The 25,239-nt window shown below is 68.5% G+C and carries 26 protein-coding genes; 12 read left to right on the top strand and 14 right to left on the bottom strand.

Annotated elements, in window-relative coordinates:
* Positions 1–116: 116 nt before the first annotated feature.
* Positions 117–902, bottom strand: coding sequence for a helix-turn-helix domain-containing protein (locus tag BKN51_RS18985; protein WP_101608917.1), 786 nt, complete (start codon positions 900–902; stop codon positions 117–119).
* Positions 903–1,203: 301 nt separating this feature from the next.
* Between BKN51_RS18985 and BKN51_RS18990 the strand changes: the two genes are divergently transcribed.
* Positions 1,204–1,680 (top strand): nuclear transport factor 2 family protein, encoded by a 477-nt coding sequence (locus BKN51_RS18990; protein ID WP_101608918.1) that lies wholly within the window; start codon positions 1,204–1,206, stop codon positions 1,678–1,680.
* 278 nt (positions 1,681–1,958) lie between these two features.
* Here BKN51_RS18990 and BKN51_RS18995 read toward each other — a convergent pair whose 3' ends face one another.
* From BKN51_RS18995 to BKN51_RS19005, 3 genes are all read right to left on the bottom strand, one after another.
* Positions 1,959–2,231, bottom strand: a complete 273-nt coding sequence (locus BKN51_RS18995) for a hypothetical protein (RefSeq protein WP_101608919.1) — start codon at positions 2,229–2,231, stop codon at positions 1,959–1,961.
* Positions 2,232–2,473: 242 nt separating this feature from the next.
* Positions 2,474–3,502, bottom strand: a complete 1,029-nt coding sequence (locus BKN51_RS19000; RefSeq protein WP_233224220.1) for an alpha/beta hydrolase — start codon at positions 3,500–3,502, stop codon at positions 2,474–2,476.
* 58 nt (positions 3,503–3,560) lie between these two features.
* Positions 3,561–4,886 carry a cytochrome P450 gene (locus tag BKN51_RS19005; protein ID WP_101608921.1) on the bottom strand — a complete coding sequence of 442 codons (1,326 nt, stop codon included), beginning with the start codon at positions 4,884–4,886 and terminating at the stop codon, positions 3,561–3,563.
* Positions 4,887–5,042: 156 nt separating this feature from the next.
* Between BKN51_RS19005 and BKN51_RS19010 the strand changes: the two genes are divergently transcribed.
* Positions 5,043–5,864, top strand: coding sequence for an SAM-dependent methyltransferase (locus BKN51_RS19010; RefSeq protein WP_101608922.1), 822 nt, complete (start codon positions 5,043–5,045; stop codon positions 5,862–5,864).
* A gap of 48 nt (positions 5,865–5,912) precedes the next feature.
* On the opposite strand, the gene BKN51_RS19015 is transcribed toward BKN51_RS19010, so the two are convergent.
* Both BKN51_RS19015 and BKN51_RS19020 read right to left on the bottom strand, forming a co-directional pair.
* A complete protein-coding gene (locus BKN51_RS19015) occupies positions 5,913–8,063 on the bottom strand; it encodes a putative bifunctional diguanylate cyclase/phosphodiesterase (protein WP_101608923.1) in 2,151 nt (716 codons plus the stop codon).
* Between the two features lie 609 nt (positions 8,064–8,672).
* On the bottom strand, positions 8,673–9,332 hold the full coding sequence (locus tag BKN51_RS19020) for a TetR/AcrR family transcriptional regulator (RefSeq protein ID WP_233224218.1): 660 nt from the start codon (positions 9,330–9,332) through the stop codon (positions 8,673–8,675).
* 100 nt (positions 9,333–9,432) lie between these two features.
* Here BKN51_RS19020 and BKN51_RS19025 point away from each other — a divergent pair, with 100 nt between their 5' ends.
* From BKN51_RS19025 to BKN51_RS19035, 3 genes are read left to right on the top strand one after another with little or no spacing between them, the layout of a single operon-like run.
* A complete protein-coding gene (locus tag BKN51_RS19025; RefSeq protein WP_101608924.1) occupies positions 9,433–10,632 on the top strand; it encodes a cytochrome P450 in 1,200 nt (399 codons plus the stop codon).
* A 20-nt stretch (positions 10,633–10,652) separates the two neighbouring features.
* Complete coding sequence (locus tag BKN51_RS19030; protein ID WP_199193125.1) at positions 10,653–11,495, top strand: acyl-CoA thioesterase; 843 nt, start codon at positions 10,653–10,655, stop codon at positions 11,493–11,495.
* Between the two features lie 56 nt (positions 11,496–11,551).
* Positions 11,552–11,788: a hypothetical protein gene (locus BKN51_RS19035; protein ID WP_101608925.1), complete on the top strand. Its 237-nt coding sequence runs from the start codon at positions 11,552–11,554 to the stop codon at positions 11,786–11,788.
* A gap of 9 nt (positions 11,789–11,797) precedes the next feature.
* Here BKN51_RS19035 and BKN51_RS19040 read toward each other — a convergent pair whose 3' ends face one another.
* From BKN51_RS19040 to BKN51_RS19055, 4 genes are all read right to left on the bottom strand, one after another.
* Positions 11,798–12,667, bottom strand: coding sequence for an aminoglycoside phosphotransferase family protein (locus BKN51_RS19040; protein WP_101608926.1), 870 nt, complete (start codon positions 12,665–12,667; stop codon positions 11,798–11,800).
* A gap of 69 nt (positions 12,668–12,736) precedes the next feature.
* The gene (locus tag BKN51_RS44015; RefSeq protein ID WP_101608927.1) at positions 12,737–13,576 is read right to left on the bottom strand and encodes a pentapeptide repeat-containing protein; all 840 of its coding nucleotides are present in this window, start codon (positions 13,574–13,576) and stop codon (positions 12,737–12,739) included.
* Between the two features lie 83 nt (positions 13,577–13,659).
* Positions 13,660–14,211, bottom strand: a complete 552-nt coding sequence (locus BKN51_RS19050; protein WP_101608928.1) for a GNAT family N-acetyltransferase — start codon at positions 14,209–14,211, stop codon at positions 13,660–13,662.
* 20 nt (positions 14,212–14,231) lie between these two features.
* A complete protein-coding gene (locus tag BKN51_RS19055; RefSeq protein WP_101608929.1) occupies positions 14,232–14,696 on the bottom strand; it encodes a hypothetical protein in 465 nt (154 codons plus the stop codon).
* Between the two features lie 136 nt (positions 14,697–14,832).
* On the opposite strand from BKN51_RS19055, the gene BKN51_RS19060 reads away from it, so the two are divergent.
* The 3 genes from BKN51_RS19060 to BKN51_RS19075 all read left to right on the top strand — a co-directional run bounded on the left by BKN51_RS19060 (position 14,833) and on the right by BKN51_RS19075 (position 16,832).
* Positions 14,833–15,369, top strand: coding sequence for a hypothetical protein (locus BKN51_RS19060; protein ID WP_146044427.1), 537 nt, complete (start codon positions 14,833–14,835; stop codon positions 15,367–15,369).
* Between the two features lie 245 nt (positions 15,370–15,614).
* Positions 15,615–16,037 carry a DUF6292 family protein gene (locus BKN51_RS19070; protein WP_101608931.1) on the top strand — a complete coding sequence of 141 codons (423 nt, stop codon included), beginning with the start codon at positions 15,615–15,617 and terminating at the stop codon, positions 16,035–16,037.
* 78 nt (positions 16,038–16,115) lie between these two features.
* Positions 16,116–16,832, top strand: coding sequence for an ANTAR domain-containing protein (locus BKN51_RS19075; RefSeq protein ID WP_101613310.1), 717 nt, complete (start codon positions 16,116–16,118; stop codon positions 16,830–16,832).
* 9 nt (positions 16,833–16,841) lie between these two features.
* On the opposite strand, the gene fahA is transcribed toward BKN51_RS19075, so the two are convergent.
* From fahA to BKN51_RS19090, 3 genes are all read right to left on the bottom strand, one after another.
* Positions 16,842–18,017, bottom strand: a complete 1,176-nt coding sequence (gene fahA, locus BKN51_RS19080) for a fumarylacetoacetase (protein WP_101608932.1) — start codon at positions 18,015–18,017, stop codon at positions 16,842–16,844.
* Positions 18,014–18,859 carry a hypothetical protein gene (locus BKN51_RS19085; RefSeq protein WP_101608933.1) on the bottom strand — a complete coding sequence of 282 codons (846 nt, stop codon included), beginning with the start codon at positions 18,857–18,859 and terminating at the stop codon, positions 18,014–18,016. Before BKN51_RS19085 ends, fahA begins: the two co-directional genes overlap by 4 nt.
* 169 nt (positions 18,860–19,028) lie before the next feature.
* A complete protein-coding gene (locus tag BKN51_RS19090) occupies positions 19,029–19,562 on the bottom strand; it encodes a MarR family winged helix-turn-helix transcriptional regulator (protein ID WP_101608934.1) in 534 nt (177 codons plus the stop codon).
* A gap of 138 nt (positions 19,563–19,700) precedes the next feature.
* Here BKN51_RS19090 and BKN51_RS19095 point away from each other — a divergent pair, with 138 nt between their 5' ends.
* From BKN51_RS19095 to BKN51_RS19105, 3 genes are read left to right on the top strand one after another with little or no spacing between them, the layout of a single operon-like run.
* Entirely contained in the window at positions 19,701–20,306 is a 606-nt protein-coding gene (locus tag BKN51_RS19095) for a DUF1989 domain-containing protein (RefSeq protein ID WP_101608935.1), read from the top strand.
* Positions 20,303–21,430: an oxidoreductase gene (locus BKN51_RS19100; protein ID WP_101608936.1), complete on the top strand. Its 1,128-nt coding sequence runs from the start codon at positions 20,303–20,305 to the stop codon at positions 21,428–21,430. Before BKN51_RS19095 ends, BKN51_RS19100 begins: the two co-directional genes overlap by 4 nt.
* Complete coding sequence (locus tag BKN51_RS19105) at positions 21,427–22,296, top strand: polysaccharide deacetylase family protein (RefSeq protein ID WP_101608937.1); 870 nt, start codon at positions 21,427–21,429, stop codon at positions 22,294–22,296. The genes BKN51_RS19100 and BKN51_RS19105 overlap by 4 nt, the downstream gene beginning before the upstream one ends.
* On the opposite strand, the gene BKN51_RS19110 is transcribed toward BKN51_RS19105, so the two are convergent.
* A complete protein-coding gene (locus BKN51_RS19110; RefSeq protein WP_101608938.1) occupies positions 22,284–23,846 on the bottom strand; it encodes a PucR family transcriptional regulator in 1,563 nt (520 codons plus the stop codon). The two genes, BKN51_RS19105 and BKN51_RS19110, sit on opposite strands and share 13 nt — an antisense overlap.
* 117 nt (positions 23,847–23,963) lie before the next feature.
* Here BKN51_RS19110 and BKN51_RS19115 point away from each other — a divergent pair, with 117 nt between their 5' ends.
* The gene (locus BKN51_RS19115) at positions 23,964–25,199 is read left to right on the top strand and encodes a serine/threonine-protein kinase (RefSeq protein WP_101608939.1); all 1,236 of its coding nucleotides are present in this window, start codon (positions 23,964–23,966) and stop codon (positions 25,197–25,199) included.
* Positions 25,200–25,239: the final 40 nt, after the last annotated feature.

The raw sequence follows: 25,239 nt of genomic DNA on the forward strand, positions 1-25,239 counted from the left end.
TGGAGACACAGGACCCATTCGCATGCCCGCTCATGGCGCATAGCGTGCGTTCGGCTCTCTTGACGCCCGCTCCTGCCGAGATGCGGACGTCGGTCAATTGGCAGCTGGTGGGCGCGTTACTGGCCGTAGTCGGTTTTGTCGTGCTCGTGGAGCAGGAGTTGGAGGTTGAGGGCGGCCAGGGCTGTAGGGGTGAGTCCGAACATGCCGCGGAAGGTGCCGGTGAGATGCGATGGTGAGGCGAATCCCGCGTCGGCGGCAGCGCGGGTGAGATCGTGGCCGTGGGCGAAGGCCTCGGCCACGCGAAGTATCCGTGCCCACTGCACATAGCGTCGGAAGCTGGTGCCAGTCTGGTCGGAGAACTTCCGCAGGAAGTATGACCTGGACAGGCCCGCCTCGCGCGCGGCGGCCTCGGCACGCTGCGGGCGCGCCGGGTCGGCCCGGATGCGGGCCGCCGCGCTGGCGATCCGCGCATCGCCGGTGCCGACCACGGGGATGCTGGCCGCTGTCAGTACTTGCTCAAAGTCCACCTCGTCGCGGGTGGCCAGGTCGATCAGGTCCGCCTCGTGGCGGTGGCCGGTGCAAAATGCGTCGGTGGCACGCCGCATACCGCCCAGGCATCGGGACATCCGCGCCGAGGTCGGATCGAAGTAGCAGAACAGCATCCTGCCTGCGCCGTCGCGGATCTCGTGCCGGACCCTGGCGCGGAACAGGAAGCTGCGGACGGTCAGGTCCGGCACCCCGTCGGCCCGGACGGTGAAGGGCGCGTCGAGGCCGACGCCCAGACAGGCGATCGCCGAGGAGTGGGGGCCGAGGCGCAGCAGGGGGCCAATGTAGACGGCGTGCCCGAGCCGAAGCCACAGCTGTACGGCAGCGCACGTTTGTGGAAGTGCGGGAGCGGTCATGTGATCAAGAATAAGCGTCGTGCGACGGAGCAACCGCCGCTTTCGTGGAGGACAGCATGGCTGACGACGTAGCCCTGCATCGACGAGATCCGCCCGGTGGCGACCGTGATGGCCGGCCCTGGCCACAACTTCGCACGTACTCCGGCAAGTCGAGTAGTGACTGCCTATGGCGGAATGAGGCCGTCGCCGACGCGGCATGGCTCCGGCTCATCGCATCTCTCGTCGCATCACAATAATTCTTGCGACTTCTCGAACACCATTCCTGACAACCAAGATCAGCCCGCACGGAAGAGACATCCACATGCAAGAGTCCGAACAGTTCGTCGCAAACTTCATCGACTTCTGGAACGACCCATCTCCCCAGCGGATACCAGAGATCTTGCACCCGGACGTCGTGTTGACCCAGCCGTTGGCCGCACCGATACGGGGGATAGCGGCCGCACAGGAAGAGTTCCGGCGGATCTGGTGCTTTTTGCCCGACCTGCGCGCACAGGTGGACCGGTGGCGCGGCGACGCGGATCTGCTGTTCATCGAACTCCGGCTGCGCGCTCACGTCGGGCGTGACCTAATCGAATGGCCGAACATCGACCGGTTCATATTGCGCGGCGGCAAGGCGATCGAGCGGATGAACTACTTCGACCCTTTGCCGCTACTGCCGACGATACTCAAACACCCCTCACTATGGCAACGCTGGTGGACATCCGGAGCGGCGCGGCCGTGGCTCACCGGGCATCGAATCGCCGACTACAGCGGCCGGGTCAACGCGATCGAGGACTGAACTTCAAACTTTTGGACCACTCCGGCGTCGAATCGTCCGCACAAACGACCGCCGGTTCTGGATACGCCGACACACATGGCCCGGCAACCATCCTCTTCTGCCGCAGAGCGGGTGTTCAGTCTTGCCGTTGCCCCGGTCGAACCGGGAGATCGAAGGCGCCGGAAATCGCCCGTGTCGGGGCGGAGAAACCGCTGAATGCGTCAGGCGCGATCAGCATCCACCATCGTTACCGCCGGGTGATCGTGGACCACGGCTGACTCGGTCACATCAACGAAGTGTCAGCATTGGCTCACTGGATAAGGCTCACCTTCGAAGAAAATCTGTGTGATGGCGGCATTGATGTGGCAATCGTGTAGGTACGGGCGTTGCTGCATGTACGCCACAGCGGCGGCGGTGAGGGTTACCGCCGCCTTGCCTTCACGGGTAATGCCCGATGGCTCGTCCAGGCTGAGTAGCCATTCGGCGTAGTGCTCGCCCACATGGGCCACGTAGGTCCGCGGATCATTTCGGGCCAGGTAGGCAGCGTTCCTGGAACGTTCCGGCCCGCGCATGCGTCCTCCTGCAGATCGTTCACGAACCCATCGCCTTGCGGGTGGGACGGCTAGCTGCGACCCGGACCCTGATGGCCAGCGTCCCACAATGAGCGGCTACCGGGCCAACTTTTCGGGAACGCTCCCTCATTCCGCATGTCGCGCGCTCATGCCGATGAGCGCACCTTCGGTGTGACCGGTATCCGGTCGTACCGCTGGTCGGTTCGCGCGGGATGTCGGCGTGCCCGCGGCTGAGCACGCTGTTACCGAGGCAGTCCCATGGTGTCGGCCCACTGTGTAACGGCTCGGTGGTAGTCGGGTGCGTTGGGTGCGTAGTTGATCGAATGGCCGAAGCCGGGCAGTACATAGGTCCGCAGCCGTGCCGACGCGGAGTAGTACGGCGCCTCGGATCGGAGCAGACCGGCGGAGGAGGTGCAGTCGGTCGCGAGCGGACCGCAGAGGCCGCCGTCCCCGTCGCCGAGTACGACCAGCGCCGGCACGGTGATCCGCCTGGTGTACGGGAGCACGGTGGCGAGGGCGGCGGCGTCGAGCAGCTCGCCGGGAGCGACGACGTCCTTGGTGGCCTCGTCGTAGGCGGTCATCCCGGGGACGTCGGGTCCGGGTGCGTGGAATGCCGCGTATCTGGTGCCTGGCCGGGTGGTCAGGTAGGTGGGATCGAGCCCCCGCAGCGACATCACCGGGTCGAGCGCGACGGGGATGAACGAGCCGAGGACGATCAGCGCGCCGGGGGGATTGATGCGGTGTGCCAGCCCGGTGATCAGCACGCCGTCCACGTCGTGGTAGGTGCCTGCTTCGAGCACGGTGATGGCGGAGCCGAGCGAGTGTCCGCCGAGAATCACCTTGTCGAACCGTGAGCCGAGGTCGCCGTGCCGGATCGCCTGGATCACCTGGTGTACCACGTCGGCTTCGGTGAACGCGGTCAGCAGTGCGCTGGGCGGTTTGGAGCTGGCGCCGGTACCGAGCCGGTCGATGGCAAAGGTGGCGTAGCCGGCCTTGTTCATCGCGAGCCGGAAAGAATGCGTTTCCGGGGTGCGTGCGGAGTCCCAGTACGCACTGTTGTAGGTGGCGCCGGGGACCAGCACCTGAACGGTTCGCGCGCCCTGCGGCGGTTCGCACAGCCTGCCGTGCACGGTCTGGGGAAGCAGCCCGGCCAGCCGCACCGGGATGGCCACGTCCCGGCAGGACGCCGAATCGGCCTGCGCCTGCGCGGGCGTCAGCAGTGACCCGGCCAGCAGGATGGCGGAAAACGCCGCGCCGGCCCGGCGCTTCACTCTGCCATGACGCCAATGCATGAAAACGAACCTCCACTGGAATAGCGTGTTTCGACGATTATCGGAAGCGCGGGACGACCGTCATCGGCAGCCGGTTCGGGTACGCGGTGGTCGTGTACTTCACCCGGACCGGCTTGCCCGGGACGGGAACCAGCCGCCATCGCGCGGCGATCGTGGCCACGACGATCGCGATCTCGGTCATGGCGAAGGAATTCCCGATGCATTGGTGGGCACCCGCGCTGAACGGGAGGTAGGCCCCGCGGGGCAGGTCCTTGGCTCGCTCCCCCGCCCAGCGGTCCGGGTCGAAACGAGCGGGGTGGTCGTGGAACCTCGGATCGAAATGCATGGCGTGCGGGCTGATGATCACCTCGGTGCCCGGAGACAGGCGCACACCGCCGAGATCGACTTCCGTGGTGACCCGGCGCATGAGGATCCACAGTGGATACATCCGCAGGACCTCGTTGACGACCTGCCGCGTGTAGACCAGCCGTGGCACGTCCTCGGCGGTGGCCTGCCTGCCGCCGAGCACCTCGTCGATCTCGTTGTGGAGCTTCTGCTCGACCTCGGGGTGGCGGGCGATTTCGTGGAACAGCCAGGAAAGCGCCAGCGCACTGGTCTCGATCCCCGCGGTGAGCAGGGTGATGACCTCGTCGCGCACCTGCTCGTCGGTCATCCCCTCGCCCGTGTCGGCGTCCCTGGCCAGCAGCAGCATGGTCAGCAGGTCGCTCCGGTCGGCCTGCTCGGCACGCCGGTTGTCGATGAGCTCCTCCACGATCGCGCGCATGCGGTCGACGGCCCTGTCGAACCGCCGGTTGGCCGGAACGGGGAGCTTCTCCACGAACGCGGGCGAGAGCAGACGGATCATGCCGTACTTGAGGATGATCGGGATCGACCTGCGGGCCTCCTCGGTCGCGGCTTCGCCCATTTCGGCGGAGAACAGCGCCTCGCCGACGGTGGTGACCGCGAGTGCCTGCATGTCGTGGTCCACCCTGCGCACCTCGCCCGGCTTCCACGGTCTGATCAGATCGGCGGCCGCTCTCGTCATGATCTCGGCGTACCCCGCGATGGCGGTGTGGTGGAAAGCAGGTTGCATCAACCGGCGCTGCCGCAGGTGAAGAACACCGTCGGAGAGAGCGAGCCCGTTGCCGACGAACGGGCGGAACTTCTCGAACATCGCGCCCTTGCGGAAATTGCTCCCGTCGGTGACCAGCACCTGGTGCGTCAATTCCGGACTGGTCAGGAAATACGTTTCCATCGGGCCGAGGTAGACCCGCACCACGTCTCCGTGCGCGTACAACGACGACGTGAATCCGAAGCGACGCCGCAACATCGCAGGAGTGTGTCCGATCAACGGCCATCGACCGGGCGCAACCGGTACGGGCATCCGGACTCCATCGCCGACGCGGAAGGGGAAAGAACACGCTAGCGCCATTCGGCGGCAGCTCACAGCACTCAATCGGGTGACTACGCGGCCGCGAACCGATCACATGCCGGGCTGAGTAAGCTCGACGGCTCTCCAAGGAAAAGCGATGGGATCGAGGTGTTGACACTGACGCGACTTCCGGACTGGGTCCCACCGGGCACCGACGAAACAGTGCCCAGTGCCGCCCGGATGTACGACTACATGCTGGGCGGCGGCCACAACTTCGCCGTCGACCGCGAAGCCGCCACGCGGGCCGAGCAAGTCGTGCCCTACGCCCGGGGTGTGGCGAGACTCAACCGCGCGTTCCTCCGACGGGCTGTCCGGTTCATGATCGACCAGGGCGTCCGCCAGTTCCTCGACATCGGTTCGGGCGTGCCGACCGTCGGCAACGTGCACGAAATCGCACAGGACGCCGACCCGGAATGCCGGGTGGTGTATGTGGACCACGATCCCGTCGCGGTCGCGCACAGCCAACTGATCCTCGCCGGGAACGACCACGCCACCGCACTCAAGGCCGACGCCCGTGACCCCTCACGGATCCTCAGCGATCCTCAGCTGCGTCGGCAGCTGAATCTCGACGAGCCGATCGGCATGCTGTTCCTGTGCATGCTGCACTGGATCCCGGACGAATCCGACCCGGGTGGCCTCATGCGCCACTACATCGACGCGATGGCTTCCGAAAGCTACCTGGCGATCACCCACATCACCGAGGACTACCTGCCTTACCAGGTCCGGGAAGCACTCAGGATCGCGACAAAGGGCGGCGACCAGGTCACGCCACGCCCCTACGATGAGGTGCTCACCATGTTCGGCGACCTCGAACTGCTCGAACCCGGTCTGGTCGGATGCGGCACCTGGCGCCCCGCCGGGCCCGGCGACATCGCCGAGGACCCGACACTGAACCAGGTTCTCTACGCCGGAATGGCACGCAAATCCTGAAGCGGGACTCCGGCCGCCGAGACAACTGTCCATTAAGGACATTGAGGCTCACCGGCCCTGAAGCGGACCGGCCCGTCCACCGCCGATGAGGGATCCGATGTCGGTCGCCGGTCCCTCGTCGCCGGTGAACAGCGGGCCCATTCCCAGCTCGGCTCCCGCTCGCTGCCACCATCGTGCCTGCGCGCTGGTTTCGAGATCACCGGCGAGTACGGTGATCCCGGCCTGACGAACCAGCGCGATCATGGTCTTCGCCCCAGCGAGGACCATCGATTCCTTGTCGACGGCTTGCCACATGAGACGAGAGTCGAGGCGTATGGCGTGTACCGGAAGGTCTTCCAGTAACGCCAGCTCGCCTGGCGTCACGCCGAAGTTGTGCAGTACCACTGCGATCCCCAGGTCGGCGAGCAAGCGCGTGTTGTCGACGATCTCGTGCCCGGCCACGAGCAGTGCCCCGGCCGGCAGGCCGAGCCACAACCGGTCGGGGGCCGGCGCGACACTGTCGAGAATTCCCCGGATCGTCCCGGCCAGTCGAGGATCGGCCAGCTGGTTCGGTGTGAGCGGTACCAGCAGCGGCATGCCCGCGCCGCCGCCCGCGACCTTGTCGGTCCAGCCACGCTTGACCAGCCACGCGCCGAGCGCACCGATCAGCGCGGTTCGCTCGGCGAGTTCGAGATACCGTTCCTTCGGCAGTAGTCCCAGTTCCGGATGTTCCCACCTCAGCCGCGCCTCGGCCCCGACGATCTCGCCGTCGGCCAGACGTACCAGCGGCTCGTAACCGATGCCCAGCTCGCCGTTCTCCCAGGCGCCGGGCATGGCGGCCACCAGGCCGATGGACTCCCTGGTTCGGTTGTCCCATACCGGGTCGTAGCGCTCCCACCGGCCAGGTCCCTTGCTCTTGGCCCGCCGCATCGCCAGATCCGCCGAACGCAACAACTCGGCTGGTTCGACGTTGCGGGGAAGGTCTTCGACCACGCCGAAACTCGCCGTCACCGCCAGGCCCTTCCCGTCGATGTAGACCGGCTCCGACAGCGTCTCGTTGATCCGCTCGATCATCGTGACGATGTCCGGCGTGCTCGCCGACTTCTCGATCAGAATGCCGAACTTGCCGCTCTCGAACCGCGCGACCATCGCGTTCTCCCCCGCCACCACGGACCTGAGCCGGTCCGCGGCGGTCCGCAGCAGGCTGTCTCCCGCCTTCCTGCCGAGACCATCGGTGACCAACGACAACCCGTCGAGATCCACGTGGTACAGCGTCGCCGGATTCGGCAGGTGCAGCACGTGCTCGAGGTGCGTGCTGAAGAACTGCCGGTTCGGCAGACCGGTGAGCATGTCATGCAACAACTGGTGTCGCAGCTGGTTCTGCAGGAGCGCCAGCTCCGCGTCGTCGGTCACGATCGTCACGTAGCCGTGCGAATCGCGCAGGAGCGAAGCGATCAGCGTGGCCTGAAACGGGTCGCCGTCCTTGGTGACGAAGCGCGGGCGTGATCGCAGCCGGTCGATCTTTCCGTCCCGGAGATCGCGGTAGCCGTCCTTCAGGAGCTGCCGATCCGCCTCTTGCACGAAGTCGAACAGGGTGCCGCCGTCGACCTCGCTCGACGCCCGGTCCAGAATCCGGTGCAGAGCAAGATTTGTGCGGATGAGTTGGCCCTCGAGCCCGGTGACCGCGATCCCACTCGGCGAACCGAGGAAGATCTCGTCCAGCTGGGCTTCACTGGCCCGCCACTCACGCTGCGACTCCCGGACCGCGTTGAGCAAAGCCTGGTCACTCGTGTCCCGCTGCTCGACGGCCGCGGAACGGATCGCTTCCACGTAACCGGACGCCAGCGCACCGAGCAACCTGGCGACGCGCTCCGGTAGCCGATCGGCGGAGCCTGAATCCGCCGGCGCCAGCAAGGCGGCGGCGAGCACATCCACCGTGCACTGCAGGCTCGTCTTGCCGACACAGTGCAGCCGAACGAGCTCAGCGCCGACCTCCGCCGCGCTCTCGGTCGCGGGCCGGTCCCCGGCCACCGCCTCGAGCAGCCGATCGAGCAGGCCGAGCAACTCTCGTTCGATCTGGTCGTGCGACAAGGGGAGATAAGTGGTGCTACTGACGAGATAGGCCCATTTCCGCGCGACCTTGACGCGTTCCCGCCGCGACGCGAGAGGCTGCGTTCCGGCAGGCCGCTCCTGCCCGCCGGAAGGTAGTGGCCTGGTCATGACGATCGACCCCTTGATCTCCGTGTCCTCGACCGGCCGTTCGCGCCGATTCGGCTTTTCGCCCGAAACCGGTCAGGGTACGGCAAGCCCACCATAGGGTGATGCTCTAGCGGATCTTCCTGGCGACGCCACCGTATATATGCGAATCGATTTCGGAATTTCCCGAAATATCGCCTGCTCGGCCTGCTCCGCGGCGTCCCGATCAACTTGGAAATGTGCGCGCCCCCGGTGGATAGTCGCGTTTTCGGGCGTCATCCGGCCTCGTCATGCCGATTTCCCGGAGGAACCCCGTCCTGGTTCTTCATGGCGCCGTCACCACGTGGCTCGTTCGCCGTGAGGCGAAAAGCCTACTCGCTACCGCCGAGTCGCGGCTGGTCCATCGGTGTGACGGCGCATCAACCGATAGGGTGCTGGAGATATTTCCCGACGGGCCCGAAGTTGGTGAATCGCGTCCTCGCCCCCAGGGAACCGACCTCGAAAGTCATCATCTTCGACAGAAACCGAACGCCCATCGTTGTCAGCGTCGGAAATCGCGTTTCCGAAAGATTCTTCAATGACGTCGAAAGCCGCTGTCAATTCACGGTCGAAACCCTCGCATGCCGCGAAGCGCTAGGTACGGCTTCGTTCTTGGCGCGCCGGCACCGCGTCCAGCACCAGCTCCACGGCGGCAAGGAAACTCTCACGGGTGAAGCCGACGGGTTCGATGCGGCGACCGTAGCGGGCCAGCGCGGGAAAGTCCGCCGGGTCTGCGCCCAGGGTGGTCACGCGGAAGGTTTCCAGTCTCCGCTTCCGTTCGGCAGGGCCGCTGGATCGGCCGGCCGCGTGCGCGGAGATCAGGGACACGGACAAGGTCACCAGGCGGTGATACCACTCCGGGACGAGTTCCTCGGGAACCCCGGCGTCGTCGAGGGCCTGCAGGGTCTCCTCGATCACCAGCCGGCTGCCGGGTCCGCTGCCCGGGTAGTGGCTGGCGTCCTTCGCGAGCTGCGGCAGCGCGGCGTAGGCGTCCCATGAGCGCAGGATCAGGTCGACGAGCCGGGCACGCCAGGTTCCCTGCCGCTGGTAACCGTGCATGGCCTGGACCAGCACGTGGTCCACGACCGCGAGCATCAGTTCGGTGCGGTTGCGGAAGTGGCGGTACAGGCTGGAGGAGTCGGTCCCCAGCTCGGCGGCCAGTTTGCGCATGCTGAACACGTCGTCCCCCGCGGAGCGGGAGATCAGCTCCACGGCGGCATCCAGGATGGTCTGTTCGCTCCACCGCTGACGCATGGCAGCAGCTTAGACCAGCGGAGCGAGCACTCCGCAGCTGACGAGAGCGGCGTTGCACGCAACGTTGCACGCGGTGCGTGCAACGTGGTTCGATGAGGCCATGACCGAACTGCACGAGCTGGCCGCCCTGCGGAACGGGTTCGACATCGACCCGGGCGTGCGGAGCCGACGCGACGACGGCGAGGTGTACCGGGTGCGGTCGCCGTTGGGACACGAGGCCACCCTCTTCAGCCGCTATGCCGATGTCCGGGCAGTGCACGGCGACGCGGAACGCCTGCGGCTCGACGCGATCGGCCCGTCGCCCGGTCTGGCCGCGGCGGGCGTGGACGACGAGCAGATGAAGCGACGTCGCGCGGGGCGGCTGCTGATGCTGGATCCGCCCGAGCACACCCGCCTGCGACGGCTGCTGACCGCGACGTTCACGGCCCGGCGTGCACAGGCGATGGCTCCGCGGATCCAGGCGATCGTCGACGCGTGCCTCGACGCGATGGAGGCCGCCGGTCCGGCCGCGGATCTGGTTTCCGTGTTCGCGCTTCCCGTGCCTTCACTGGTGATCTGCGAACTGCTCGGGGTGCCCTACGCCGACCGGGCCGAGTTCGGCGCGCGCAGCAACCGGCTCTTCGACACGACCATGGACCCGCGGGAACGGCTGCGGCTGGACGCCGAAGCTGCCGCCTACATGCGCACGCTGGTCGCGCGGCACCGGGAGAATCCGGGAGACGACCTGCTGAGCCTGTTGCTCCGCGAGAACGGCGCGGGCGCGCTTTCCGATGACGAGCTGGTGGGCCTGGCGGATCTGCTGCTGATCGCCGGCCACGAGACCACGGCGAACGTGATTTCGCTCGGAACGCTCGCGTTGCTGCGCCACCCCGGTCAGCTCGCGCTCGTCCGCGACGATCCGAGCGCGGTCGAAGACGCTGTCGAGGAGCTGCTGCGCTTTACCTCGGTCCTGCACGCCGGCTTCGTCCGGGTGGCCGTCGAGGACACCACGATCGGCGGGCATCCGGTGCGGCGTGGCGAACACGTGGTGACCTCGCTGCCCGCGGCCAACCGTGATCCGGCGTTGCTGGCTGACGGGGACACCCTCGACGTCACTCGCGCCCGCTGCCCGCATGTCGCCTTCGGTCACGGTATCCACCACTGTCTCGGCGCGACGTTGGCCCGTCTCGAACTACAGCTGGCACTTCCGGCGTTGCTGCGGCGGTTCCCCGGCTTGCGCCTCGCCGATCCCGCCGCGGCACCCGATTTCAAGGACCGCGCGCTGATCCACGGCCTGCGTTCACTGCACGTGACCTGGTGATCATTCCGAAAGGAACGACGTTGACCATCGACGGACAGCCGTCCGCCTTTCCCGACCACCGGCAAGTGGTGCAACGGTTCGGCGACCTCGCACCGGACGGCACGACGAGCACGGTGGCACTGGCGCGCCTGTTCGAGTATCCCCGGGTCCTTCTTCGCTTCTCCCGCTTCGAAAAGCTCGTGGCAGACGGCGGGTTCGGGCCCTTCCACATCCTGTTCGTCGGCCAGCGGGTCGAACGGCGAGCGGCGTTCGGCGCGACCGGCGCGACCGTCCGGATCGGCACCGGGATCCGGACGATCGGCCGGACCTCCTACACCTACGGTCAGGGCATGTTCGCCGACGGACAGCTCGTCGCCACGGCCGACGCCACCATCGTGCTCGCCGACAGGTCCGGGCCGCTTGCCTTACCGGACGCTCTGCTCGCCGATCTCGAGGAGCTGAGGCTGCCGGAATCAGGTGCGGCGGCCGCGGCGAAACCCGATCCACGCCGCCGCGAACGGGACCACTACCCCGCCACGTCCGCTGTCCGCGCCCGCGTCGGGGACGTCGATCTCAACCGGCACGTCAACTACATCGCCCAGCTCGGGTTTTACGACGAGGCGATCGCGTCCCACGCACAGGGTCTCCTGGGAGACAGCGCCGTCAAGAAGCTCCCTCGGTATCTCCCCTGGCGATACGAGGCGAACTACCTCGGCGAGGTCCTTTACCCCGGCAACTACGACATCGGGATCGCCGTCAGCGGACACGACGAGCACACCGTGCACTACGAACTGGGGCTGTTCGACGGGGGCCGATGCCTGGGGACGGCGGACGCCGCCGCACCGCGCGGGGCGCTTTCCCCGGCAGGACGACCGCCGGGGTAGGTGAATCCGGCCTTGGCGCATGGCAGCCCTGGTCCACCGGCAGTAGGTTGCTTCAGATGGTGATCAAGGAACTGCCGCAGCCTGAGACGGGCCCCCTGACGTTGGAGTACCGGGAGGGCCGCCCGGTCCTGATCGTGTCGGGCGGTACCGCCATCCCGGAAAGGATCGAGGTGGAGGACTCCGACGGCCGCCCGGTCGGGGCCTACACGGCCGGCGAGCCCGCCAGCGCACCGCGAATCGCTCCGAATTACCTGACGAACGTGGTGCATCCGTTGTTCACCCGCCCCGAATAGCGGGCGGGTTCAGCCGGCGAGGGCTTGGGCGATCTGGCGGGTCGTCTGTGCGGCGACGCGCGGATTGACTGCGGCGTAACAAATGTAGGCGTTCAACCCGGTGGCCAGGGCCCATCCGCGACCGCGGGTCCAGGTGGCGTCGTCCACGTCGAGCGTGGTGCGGAAGGTGGCTCGCGTTTCGGCCGACATGAGGGTGAAGGCGATGATCAGGTCGCGGGCCGGATCGCCCATTCCGAGTTCGCCGAAGTCGATGACAGCGCTGAGGCGGCCCTGGGTCGTCAGCAGGTTGCCGGTGTGGAAGTCGCCGTGGAACCATACCGGTGGACGGTCCCGGTCAGGGGCGGCGAGCGCCGCTTCCCACAACTCGCCCATCGCCGCGGTGTCGAAGGCGTCACCGGCTTTCGTGATGGCGGATCGGGTCGCCGTGTCCCGTGTGGACAGTGGCTGACCGGTGAGGTCCTCGGTCGTTTCGGCGTCGAACCGGTGGAGTGCGGTCAGGAACTCGGCCAGTGCGACGGCGGCCTCGTGCGAACCGGAGAGAGCATCGACGGTCGCCACCTCGCCGTCCAACCAGCGCGATACCGCCCACTGCCACGGATAGCCGAAGTCCGGCTCTCCCACCTCCACCGGTACGGGGACCGCCAAGGGCAGGTGCGGGGCGAGCCGCGGCAACCACTCGGCTTCCTTCCTCGCCTGCGTGATCGCACCTGCATGGCGAGGGATCCGGACGGACAGTTCCTCGCCCAGCCGGTAGATCACGTGGTCCGATCCGGCCGGGGTGAACGGAAACAGCGGCAACTCGGCCCACTGAGGGAACTGCGTATCGACCAGACGCCTCGCCAGCGCGGCGTCGATCGCCGGGGTCGTCTCGAGGGTCAAGAACAGCTCCTTGGGTAGGCCTTAACTGTCGGCAGAGTGTCACGGCCTCGCAAGGTGATCAACCAGGTTTCACTTCAGACCGCGTACCTCGGTCAGGATCGCTCCCCGGAAATCGGTTCGCACGAGTTTCGCGTTGGTGAAATCGGCGTTGGTGAGGTCGGCCTGGTCGAGGCTGGCGTCGGTGAGGTCGGCGTGGGAGAGATCGGTGGTGTCCAGGCTCGCGCGGGGAAGTCGTGCCTGGACGAGGGCGGCCATGTGGAGTGTCGCGCCGTCGAGCCGGACGCCGCGGAGGTTCGCGCCGCTCAGGTTCGCGCGCACGAGCGCCGCTTCGGCGAGGTTGGCGCCCGAGAGGTGGGCGGACGCGAGCGCGCTCTCCTCGAGGTCGGCCTTGGCCAGGCAGGTGCGCGCCAGGTTCAGGACATCGATGTCGTGGTCGACGGTGCGACGGCCGATGACGGTGATGGCGGCTTGGATATCGGTCGGCGGTTGATAGTCAGGAGTCGGTTCGGGACAAGAGGTACTGGGGGCGTGACCGCGGATGAAGCCGGTGAGGACTTCCATGATGGTGGGGTGATCGCGGCGTGAATCGCGGGCAAGCCGTTCGAGGGCGTAAATCCCGCCCAGCCTCACGTCGAGTTTGTCCGACCCGATTTGCTCGACGGCTTTGCCGAATCGGTCGGTGAGCTGACCTTGTTCGGAAAGCGCGACCTGATTCTGAGTGGTCCGCAGGGATTGAGCGGTGAACCACAGGGCCGCGACGGCGGCGACAGCCGTGAGCAGTGAACCCAGTTTGAGCCAGCCATCCCAGCCCAGCAGCCTGGAGAAGCCACGTGCCGGGCGTCGCCGGGATCGCGGTCGTCGAATTCCGGCGATCCTGTGTGGAGATCGATGCTTCGAAGTGAGCGGCACTCGTTCGATTCTGCCGAAGTCCTTGCCGGATGTGGACGATGGGGCCGGGTGGCACTCGATCGGATGTCGCCGGTTCAGAGGAGCTACAGGCCGGTCGACGGGACTGGATACCAGACTCCGAACCACTGCTCGGCGCCATATTCCTCGAATCGCTCCACTTCGGCGAAACCCAGTTTCTCCGCGACACGCACCGAACGGTCGTTGGCGGTCTGGGTGCAGAGCACCACCGGCTCACCGGGAACCGCGTCGGCGAACCAGCCGAGCGCCGCCGCGCAGGCCTCGGCGGCGTATCCGTGTCCCCACGCCTGCGGCAGGAAGAGGTAGCCGAGCTCCGACTCCCCCGCGTCCGGGCGGACGTGCCCGGGGCGCTCCGCGGCACGCTGATCGAGCGTGATCATGCCGATCATCGCACCGTCGAGTTCGACCACGAACAAGCCGGGACGCCGTCCTGGAATCTCAGGTCGCGTGCGCTCGAGCTCCTCACGCGATTGAGGACCACCGATGTAAGTGCCCACTTCGGGCGAGGCGAACAAGTCGATGAACACCGCACGATCCCGCGCCTCGGACTCGCGGAGCACGAGCCGCTCGGTCTCGATCGGAGCCGGTGGCCAGGCGACAGAGCCGAGATCGGTCATGGCAGGCAACCTAGCGCACGCTAGCTCGGCGGCTGCTGAACCGGAGGGGTGGGCTGCGGCTGGCCGGGCTGAGCGTAACCGGGTTGCGGAGCAGGGAACCCCGGCTGTGCGCCCATCGGATATCCGGAAGGGCCGGACTGCGGTGCGGCGGGGCGCAGGTGCTGACGGCCGTGCTTGACGACCGCGATCGCGACCAGGAGCCAGGAAAGCAGCGAGGCGAGTTCGAGTGGGATGCCGACGCCCATGAAGACCAGGCGGATCTCGTCGGCGGTGAGTTCGCCGGCCCAGGACGAGAGGTTCGCCACCACGAACTGCCACACGATGCTCGCGACCGTCGTGAGGAGCAAGACCGCGAAGGCGCCCACCATCAGGCCGGAGACACCCCTGGAGCGTCCTTTGATCGAAAAGATCAGGCCAAGCAGCCCGACCACGAGCAGCAACACTCGCGGGATGGCTTCGATGCTCGTGTACGCCAAGGGGGACATGCGCGCCTTCCATAACTCTCGCCGGGGATCGAGACGTCTGGCCGGACAGATCCTATGAGGTGACAACGCTCCGCGTGTCATGTTCGGCGAAGAAAATCGGGAGTGCGTACCGTCCAGGGAGCTTAGAGTCGGGCGGATGGACAGAGCTTCGACGCGTATGGCGCTCTCGGTGGCGATGGCGGCTCAACGTCACGGGTACCTGGCGTCGGGACAGTGGCCGGACGTCGCGGTCGCCCTGTTGTTGGAAGGCAATGAAGATCCCGAGATCGCCGAGCTGGCTGGGTTGAACGGCCAGTCGACCGGGTGGGACACCGCGCCGCTGGTGGCCGCCGTATGCGAGCGGCTCGGTGTCTCTTCCCCCGGCGCGGGTGAGTCCGCGGATCTCGTGGCCCGGCTGATGGCGGACGAACTCCGTGCCCGGCCGGCATCGGTCACCGCGCCGATGATCCGGCTGCTCGCCCGGCTCGCACCCCTGGACTTCGAGTCCGATCTGGCAAACCGCTGCTATGGCGCGGCGGAATACCTGGACTGCGGCTGTGCCCGGGTCGACTCCGATCTCGAAGCGGAATCGCGGCTGCTGCCGACACTGTCGCTCCCCGCCTCCGTCGTCCAGGTCCTCGCGTGGCCGCTGCGCTCGACTCTCCCGACGGTCCAACCCCCTCTCGGGCATTAGACCGTGTCCAAACACCCTGAGCCGCCAGACGCTGGCCATCGCCGGAGCCGAGGACCAGGCGATCACCGTCTACCAGCCGGAACCCGGGAGTGCTTCCGCCGCGCCTCTGGCGAGGTTGCTCCAGCCCATTGTCGACTCTTCTCGCGGACGCCATCGCCGACCTTCGCTACTAGCGCCTTCGTCGAGTCTGTTTGAACCGGTGCGTTTCCGGACATCCAGTACACCGACCGTGAGGTGGCGATCGGATGGAAACGAACTTCGGAGAAGCGGCCCTGCAGGGCCTCCAGCGGTATGTGCGCCTGGTGAACGAGGAGCTGGGCCTGCAAGGCGAAGCGTTCTACACGCAGGCCGAACCGACGGCGAGCGCGTACATCGCCTTGGAACGGCGGCTTCCCGACCGGCCGGACCGCGATGTGGCGCTGCTCTGGACGGAACGACACGGATGGGCATTGACCATCGAGACGCACGCCGGCGAGGAGCTCGTCGTCGCCGGTTACCTCACCGCCGAGCCACTCCCCGCTCCCCGGGTCGTGGCCGAGTTCGCCCAGGGGCTGCTCTCGGGCGAACGCTCGCCGCGCCCCGAGCCGCCGCCCCTGTTCGACGGCGGGGCGGATCTGGCGCACCGGCTGGCGGCCTACCCGAAGCCCGCCTTTCCTCGGGGTGGGTGATCGTCTCGTTCCGCGCTGCGGCCCCAGGTTCCGGTGGGTGATGATGAGGCCGGAGTCGGCGGAACGGAGGTGGCGACGGTGGACGGTCGGCGCCGGGAGCGGTTGTGGCGGCTCGTCATCGACCACGGGGCGGATCGCGCTCCGGACACCGGATGGGTCGGCGTGGTCTGCGCGGTCGCCGTCGAGGAGCTCGACGTCGACGGGGCGGCGGTCTCCCTGCGATTGCGGGATCACGACCAAGAGCTGGTCGCCGCGAACGGACCTTGGGCCACGTCTCTGGAGGAGTTGCAGTACACGGTCGGCGAAGGCCCCGGGGTCGAAGCCTTCACCGTCGGCGATCCCGTACTGGTCGACGAACTAGCCGTCGACGAGCAGCGCTGGCCCGGATTCGCCGACGGCGCCGCGGCGAGTGGGGTCGGCGCGGCGTTCGCCTTCCCGCTGGGGGTCGGCGCGCTCCGGCTCGGCACCCTGGATCTCTACCGCCGCGAACCCGGGACGCTGAGCCGGGAGGGCTTGGGCGACGCGCTCGCGCTGGCCACCATCGCCACCACCGCGCTGCTGACCGACAGCAACGGCGGGGAAGCCGCGCACGCGCGCTGGGCGCGGCCCGACGTCGCGGGTCACTACGACGACGTGAACGTCGCGACCGGAATGCTGGCCACCGAGCTCCGGATCAGCCTCGAAGACGCCTTGGTTCGGTTGCGTGCCCACGCCTTCAGCCACCGGATTCCGGTGACCGAAGTCGCGCGAGCGGTGCTCAACCGGCAGTTGCGCCTCGAGTCGCCCCAGGAGTGAGCGACCCGGTCACTTCGCGGGCAGCACGCGGCCCCGCACCTCGCCGAACCCGATCCGCGCGCCGTCCGCGCCGGGTGCGGTCCCGGTGATCACGACCTCGTCACCGTCGAGCAGGAACGTGCGCTCCTCCCCCTTGACCGTGAGCGGTTCCTTTCCGCCCCAAGACAATTCGAGGAAAGCGCCGCGCTGGTGCTTCTCCGGTCCGGAGATCGTCCCGGATCCGTAGAGGTCTCCAGTGCGCGACGAAGCGCCGTTGACCGTCAGGTGCGCGAGCATCTGGGCGGGCGACCAGTACATCTCGCGGAAGGGCGGACGGCTGACCTCCTCGCCGTTCCATTCGATGACCAGGTCGATGTCGAGGCCCCACGGTTTCCGCTCCTGCAAATAGGGCAGCGGCAAGGGATCCGTCTGGCCCGGCAGCGGGATCCGCGCGGCCTCCAGCGCCAGGATCGGGACCACCCAAGGGGAGATCGAGGTCGCGAAGCTCTTGCCGAGGTGCGGGCCCAGCGGGACGTATTCCCACGCCTGGATGTCGCGGGCAGACCAGTCGTTGAGCAGGACCGCGCCGAAAACGTGGCGGGAGAAGGAATCCGGGGAGATCGGGGTGTTCAGCGGGGTTCCGGTGCCGACGACGAAACCCATCTCCGCTTCGATGTCCAGCCGCGTGCTCGGCCCGAACACCGGCGCGACGTCGGCCGGGGTCTTGCGCTGGCCGCTCGGGCGCACGACGTCCGTGCCGGAGACCAGGACCGTGCCGGAGCGTCCGTGGTAGCCGACCGGGAGGTGCTTCCAGTTGGGCAGCAACGGTTCCGCGTCGGGGCGGAACAGCCTGCCGACGTTCGAAGCGTGGTGTTCGGAGGCGTAGAAGTCGACGTAGTCCGCGACCTCGATCGGCAGGTGCAGGGTCACCCGCGCGACGGGATGGACCGCGCCGTCGGGGATCTCGCCGGTGATCAGCTCGCGGATCCGCTCCCGGACGGCCACCCAGCGGTCGTATCCCTGTGCCATGAACGGGTTCAGCGTCGGCGCGGCGAAGACGTCGTCACCGAGCGCCGCGGCCAGGTCGAGGACCGAGTCGCCGACTCGTACGCCGACGCGGGGGGAATCGCCGTCGACGGAGAACACGCCGTAGGGCAGGTTGCCGATCCCGAACAGGGAATCCGCGGGGATGTCGATCGTGGTCATGCCTCTCCTCGGGGCGTCGCGAGCAGGCCGAGTCCGGCCAGTTCGGTCAGGGGGTCGGTGATGCTGCAGGTGCCGAACGACGTGAAGCCCGCGCGGGCGGCGGCGACTCGGTCCGCGGCCAGCGCCCGGAGGCGGTCGGCGACGACGGCGCCGTCCCGCTCGGCGAGCAGGGCTTCGGGGTCGCCGTCGGCGTGGAGGACGGCGTCGGTGGCCAGCAGCAGGTTCAGGAATCCGTGCTGTTCGAAGCCGGTTTCCGGATCGGTGTTGCGGAGCGCGTGGTGCAGCCCGGCGGTGGCCTTGAACGGGACGCCGGCCCCGGCGGCCGCCCGGACGGCGGCGGCGAGTTCGGCTTCGCCGGGGTACAGCTCGGCACGGACACCGCCGGTGCGGAACTTCGCGCGGTGGCCGGTGCCGGAAAGGGCGGTCAGCAACGGGAGTCGCCGGTCGTCACGCGGGATCTCGACGTAGACCGGCGCGGTGGCACCGGAAATCGCGGCGAGCAGCTCGTCCGGCCCCATCCCGTCCGGGACGGCGATTTCGAGCGCGTCGAGACGCACCGGCAGCGCGTCGACGGCCTTGAGCACGCCGTCGAGCTGCGCGGGGCCACCAGGCAGCGTCACCGCGATCGGAAGCGGGGTGACCCGCTCACGCAGGACCTCGGCGAGGTCGTCGAGCGCGGTGGCGGCGACCACCAGCGGTCCGACGAGGCCGGAGTACCAGGCGGAGACGTGCTCGTCGTGCGCCACGACGGCGTCCGGCAGCGGGGCCAGGCCCGGCGGGAACACCGCGGCGTCGTCGCACAACCCGGCGAAGAGCGGGGGAATCCGCCCGACGTCCACCATGGTCTCCTCCTCGCCGATTTAGTTCACACTTTTACTACTCTTCGGGCAGCGTAGTCCGGTCTTCCGGGTGACGGGAAGGGCCGATGGAGCTGAAGGGGACTTTCCCCGCATCCGACGCGGCGAAGGGCGCTTTCCCCGCATGGCACGCGGTGAAAGCGTCCTTCAGCCCCTAGTTGCGGCTCCGGGCGCCGAACTCCTCGCGGCTCGTGATCAGTTTCCCCAGCAGCATCACGAGGATGCGCTGTTCGGTCTCGGTCAGCGCGTTCGTCCAGCCGAACTCGCGCTCGTTGTGCTCGCGGAAGACCGAGACCATCTCCTCTTGCCCGGCCTCGGTCAGCGACAGCTGCACCGAACGGCCGTCCCGCTCGTCGGGGGCCCGGTGGAGCATCCCCTCCGCGACCAGTGTCTTGACCAGGTTCGACACCGCCGCCCGGCTCATCCCGGTCAGCCGGGCGGCGCTCGTCGGTTCGAGCGGCCCGGCGAGCCAGACCACGAACAGCAGCCGGAACGCCGACCAGGACCGGCCACGCGGCCGGTGCACCGCGGCTTCGAGGTCGTAGGTCACCAGGTCCGAGGCACGGTTGAGGGTCAGCAGCACCTCGGTCGCCAGCTGATGCCGGAAGCCGTACTCCTGCGCGAGCCGCCGGTTCGCCAGTGCCACGAACGACCAGAAGTCCCGCCCGGCCGCGTCCACGTCTTCCATCGCCGAACACTAACCCCGGACCTCGAAAATGGTCAAAGTCGAAAGCAGTTCCGACCTTGGAGATTCGTCCATCGATCAAGCGTGATCATGGACATTCCTCCATGGCGGGCGCACCGCGATCACCTGTTGGCTGAAGACATGAGCAGAACGGAAGTGCCCCCGGGGACCGCCAAGGCCGTCCGGGTGACCGCGGGAGACCTGGTGCGGGTGATCGACGTCGACGGAGGCCAGGTCGGCGACGTGTTCGCGTTCACCGGCAGCGGGAACGAGCACCACAGCGCGGCGCACACCCGCGCCGCGAACGACAGGCTGTTCCCCGCCGTCGGCGAGCCCTTCGTGACCGACCGGCGCCGCCCGATCCTGACCCTGGTCGAGGACACCTCCCCCGGTGAGCACGACATGCTCATCCCGGCCTGCGACCCGGCCCGCTACGCCGCGCTGGGAGCCCCCGGTCACCGGTCCTGCGCGACGAACCTGCTCGAAGCGCTGCAGGAAACCGGCCTGGGCTTCACCGGTCCGACTCCTCAGCCGATCAACGTCTTCATGCGCATCCCGGTCGGCGAGGCAGGACGGCTCAGCTGGCTGACCGCCTCTTCGCGGCCAGGCGACGCGGTGACCCTGCGGGCCGAAATGGACTGCGTCGTCGTGGTCTCCGCCTGCCCGCAGGATCTCGTGCGAATCAGCGACGCCGGACTTTCCCCGCTCGCCATCGAAATCGTCCACAATGGAGGAAACCCGTCATGACCACCACCGTCGGCCACGCCCACCCCGCGCTGGCCCCGATCACTCTCGGCGGTCTCGCGCTGCGCAACCGCTACGCCGTCGCCCCGATGACCCGCGTCTCGGCGCGGCCCGACGGCACCCCGACCGGCGAAATGGCCGACTACTACGCCGAGTTCGCCCGCGGCGGGTTCGGCCTGGTGTTCAGCGAGGGCACCTACCCCGACACGGCGGCCAGCCAGGGCTATCTCAACCAGCCTGGTCTCGCGAGTGACGAGCACGTCGCGGGCTGGCGCGTCGTCACCGCCGGAGTGCGCGCGGCGGGCGGGCGGATGATCGCCCAGCTCATGCACGCCGGGGCGCTCTCCCAGGGAAATCCGCACCAGGACCACACCGTCGGCCCGTCGGCCGTCCAGCCGCTCCGGGAGATGATGCCCGCGTACGGCGGTTCCGGGCCGTGGCCGGTACCCCGGGAGCTGACCGTCGCCGAGATCGACGACCTCGTCGAGGGGTTCGCCGCCGCGGCCGTGCGTGCCCGCCTGGCCGGGTTCGACGGCGTCGAGGTGCACGCCGCCAACGGTTATCTGCTGGACCAGTTCCTCACCGACTACACCAATCAGCGCACCGACGAGTACGGCGGCCCGGTCGCGCATCGGATCCGGCTGACCGCTCGCGTCGTGACCGCCGTCGCCGAAGCCGTGCCCGATCTGCTGACCGGGGTGCGGCTGTCCCAGACGAAGGTCAACGACTTCACCTATCGCTGGCCAGGCGGCCGCGAAGACGCCGAGGTGATCTTCGCCGCTGTCGCCGAGGCGGGCGCGAACTTCCTCCACATCGCCAGCGAGGGCCGGAACTGGCTGGAGACGGCGAAGCTGCCCGACGGCGGCACCATCACCGCCCTCGCCCGGCGGGTCACCGGTCTGCCGGTGATCGCCAACGGCGGGATGCACGACCTCGAGCAGGCACGCGAGGTGCTGGCCGGCGGGCACGCAGACCTGCTCTCACTCGGGCACGGCGCGCTCGCCAACCCCGATCTGCCCGCCCGTGTCGCCGCGGCGGAACCGCTGGAAGAATTCGACCGGGCGATGGTCTCCCCGACCGTCACGGTGGCGAACTCGCGCCGCTGGCGGGAGAGTCGGCAAGCGTGACGGAACCAAGCTGGCACGGCGGCGCGGCCGCGGTGGCGACCCTGACCTTCGACGTGGACGCGGAATCCCCGATCCTCGCGCGAGGGCGGGGCTACGCGGATCACCTGTCGACCATGTCCCATCAGGCGTACGGGCCCCGGGTCGGGGTGCCGCGCATCCTCGGCCTGCTCGACGAACTGGCCGTACCGGCGACGTTCTTCGTCCCGGGCTGGGTCGCCGAACAGCGGCCCGGCCTGGCCGCCGAGATCGTCGAGCGGGGGCACGAGGTGGCGCACCACTCCTACAGCCACCGGCCGCCGACGACGATGACCGCCGCCGAGCAGCGAGCCGATTTCGAGCGGGGCATGGCGGTCTTCGCGAGCCAGGGCATCGAGATCAGCGGGCACCGGGCGGCGGGCTGGGAGTCCACTTGGGACACTCCAGGGCTGGTGGCCGAGCACGGGCTGAGCTACGACTCGTCGCTGATGGCCGACGACCGGCCCTACCTGATCGAAACCGGCGCGGGCCGGATCGCCGAGCTTCCCGTGCACTGGTCACTCGACGACTGGGAGCAGTACGCGTTCCTTCCCGCGCCTCAGATCGGATCGGTGATCACCTCTCCGGTGCGGGTGCTGGAGATGTGGCGCGCGGAACTGGACGCGATGCGCCGCTACCGCTGCCTGTTCAACCTGTGCCTGCACCCGTTCCTGTCGGGCAGGCCGGGACGGCTGGCCGCCGTGCGCGAGCTCGTCGAGTTCGGGCTCGGCCTCGGTGACGTCCGGTTCGCCCGGTGCCGGGACGTGGCGGCCGCGGCGCTCGCCGACCCGGCCTTGCCTTCGGAACCCTTGCGGCGCCTCGAAGTCGATCCTGCGGTCTATCCGGACTGACCAGCTTCCAAAGCCAGGAACAGGTCGACCCGGTCCGCGGTCCGCCCGACGTCGCGGCCGGTCAGCTCGGTGACCTTCGCCAGCCGGTTGCGCAAGGTGTTGACGTGCACGAACAGGGCCGCGGCGGTGGCCGCCCATTGGCCGTCGTGGTCGAGGAACGCCCGCAGGGTCGTCTCCAGGTCGCCGTCGCGGGCTCTGTCGTGCTCGCGCAGCGGGCCGAGCAAGGCGTCGGCGAAAGTGTGCCGCCACTGCTCGTCGTGCGACTCCAGCAGCAGCCGGTAGCTGCCCAGCTCGGCGAAACTCGCGGCCACCGGTCCGCCACGCCTGCCGCGGAGCACGCGACAAGCCTCGCGGCTGCGCGACAACGGTGCGCGCAGTTCGGCCGCGCCGGACACGGGATCGGCCAGCCCGACGACCACGCGCGCGCCGGAGAACCGATGCGACACCGCGGCCGCCAGCCGGGGCGCGAGCGCGGCGGGCGCATGCGTTCCCGACCGCCAGGGCAGGACCGCCACGACGTCCCGGCTGCCCGCCGCCACGACCGCGGGCAAGCCGTCCGCCAGCAGGAAGTCCGTCACGGCCTCCGCCATCCCCGGCAGGGTCGCGGTGGCGTCGTCGCCCGCGAACGCCAGCGCGAGCACCGCCAGCGGCCCGTCCGGGTCGACGCCGAAGGCCCGCAACCTGCCGGGCACCTCCGCGGCGCGCTGCGCACCGGAGAGCACCATGTCCAGCAGCTCGACGGCGAACCGCATCTCGATGGCCTGCACCGCCTGGTGCCGGGCGACCTCCAGGCTGAGGTAGCGGGCGGTCTGCTCCAGCGCGTCCCGCTCCCCCTGCGTCAGCTCGGCCGCGGGACGCAGGCAGAGCAGCACGGCGTCCGCGTCGCCGATCGCGCCGACCGGGAACAGCGCCGCCCGCGTCCCCGCTCCGAGGTCCGCTTCCAGTGGCGGCGGACGCCTGGCCAGGGCCTCCGCCGCTGCACGCGACTGGCCGGCGTCCAGCTCGGCACCGGCGGCCGCCAGCTCCCGGCCCATCCGGTCGACGACCGCCAGCGGCAGCTCGTGTTCGCGGCGGAGGACCTCGAGTACCCCGGAAGCTCCGGCGCCCCTCGACAGCGCCGAGGTCAGCTCGTCTCCTCGGCGCACCAACGACATCAGCGCGTTCTGCCTGCCCCTGGCCTGGATCGCCGCCGCCGCGCGGGTGACCGCCGTGAACGGCACCGCCACCGAGATCTCCAGCAGGGGCAGTCCGGCTTCCCGGCACGCCTCGGCGAGCTCCGGCGGAGTGTCACGCTGCTCGACGCGAAGGCCGAAGATGATCCCCGCCGCTCCCGCGCGGACCACCCGCGCGACGAAGTCCGCCGGGCCGGTGCGGTCCAGCCACAGGCCGTTGGTCAGCACGACCTCGTGTTCCCGCACGTACGGCGCGGGATCGGGCAGCTCGGTGTTGTGCACCCACAGCACCTGCTCGGCCAGTGCCCCGTCGCGGCCGGGGACGACCACCCGCAGTTCGAGATCGGGGTCCTCGACCAGCGCCGCCAAGCTCAGCATGACTGTGAATATATCCAGTGAAGCTGGGTCGCTATGGATGATCCGCCATTTCATCGGTTTTTCATGATCGCTGATTAGCGTGCCTCGGAGACCCTTCAGGATTCGAGGAGACCCACTGTGACGGCAGTTTCACGAACGATCGCCGAGCGCTACACCCTGCTCGAGAAGCTGGGCGGCGACGGGGCGGCCGTGCTGTGGCGTGGGGAAGACGGCACCGACGGCCGTCAGGTCGCGATCAAGGAACTGGTTCTTCCCCCACTGGACGAGGCCGCCCGCGCGGTCGTCGTGGAACGGCTTCAGCGTGAGGCCGGTGTCGCGGTGGATCACCCGTCGGTGGTGCCCGTGCTCGACGTCGTCGTGACGGACGGGGTGCCGTACCTCGTGATGGACCTCGTCGAAGCGCGGACTCTGGAAGACGTGGCGTCCTCCGGCCCGCTGCCGCCGCGATTCGTCGCCGACATCGGCAGGCAGGCGCTCGGCGCGCTCGCCGCCGCGCATACGGCGGGCGTCGTGCACGGCGACGTCCGGCCCGCGAACATCCTGGTGTGCCCCGACGGCACGGTGAAGCTGACCGGCTTCGGGATCGCCGGCGCCCTCGACCCGTCCGGTTCACCCGCCTTCCTCGCCCCCGAACGGATCGCGGGCCACGAAGGCACTCCCCACTCGGATCTCTGGTCGCTCGGCGTGACGCTGCTCAGCGCGAGCGAAGGCGTGAATCCTTTCCACCGGGTGAACATCGCGGCCACGCTGTACGCCGTCGTCAACGAACAGCCGCCGTTCCACCGGACGCACGGGCCGCTGGCGGACGTCATCCGCGGGCTGGTGGCGAAAGCGCCGCAAGCGCGCATGCTGCCGGACCACGCGCTCCCGCTCCTGGCACAAGCCGCGAGCGGTGTCGAAAACCCCGCGCCGCGTCCGCCTTCCCCCGGAATCGCCATGCCTTCGGTGTTCGCGGTCCTGGCGGGGGTGGCGGGCATGGTGCTCGGCTTCGCCCTGCTCACGAACGCGATGCTGATGCACCAGGCGTACTACTTCTTCGAGTTCTCGGAGCTGTCGATCATGGTGGGAGACTTCAGCCTGGTCCTTGCCGGAGTGGCCGCGGTGGCAGGTGGCGCGAGCCTGCTCGCCAGGGTCCGGGCGGGGCAGATCATGCTCAGTGTCTCCGCGCTGCTGACGCTGATCTCGACCTGTCTGCTGACCTTCGTCGGCGACGATCGGATCCACCTCGGCCTTCCGGTCCAGCCCGGTTTCACCGTCGATCTCCTCATCCTCGTCTTCGCCGTCGTCCTGACGATCGCCGTATGGTTCGTGCCGGTCCGGCGATCCACAGTGGACCGCCCTGCTGTGGGCTGATCCGCTCACAGCAGAGAAACCGGCGGACGACGGGTCCCCG

The sequence above is a fragment of the Amycolatopsis sp. BJA-103 genome (genome assembly GCF_002849735.1).
Classification (GTDB): Bacteria; Actinomycetota; Actinomycetes; order Mycobacteriales; family Pseudonocardiaceae; genus Amycolatopsis.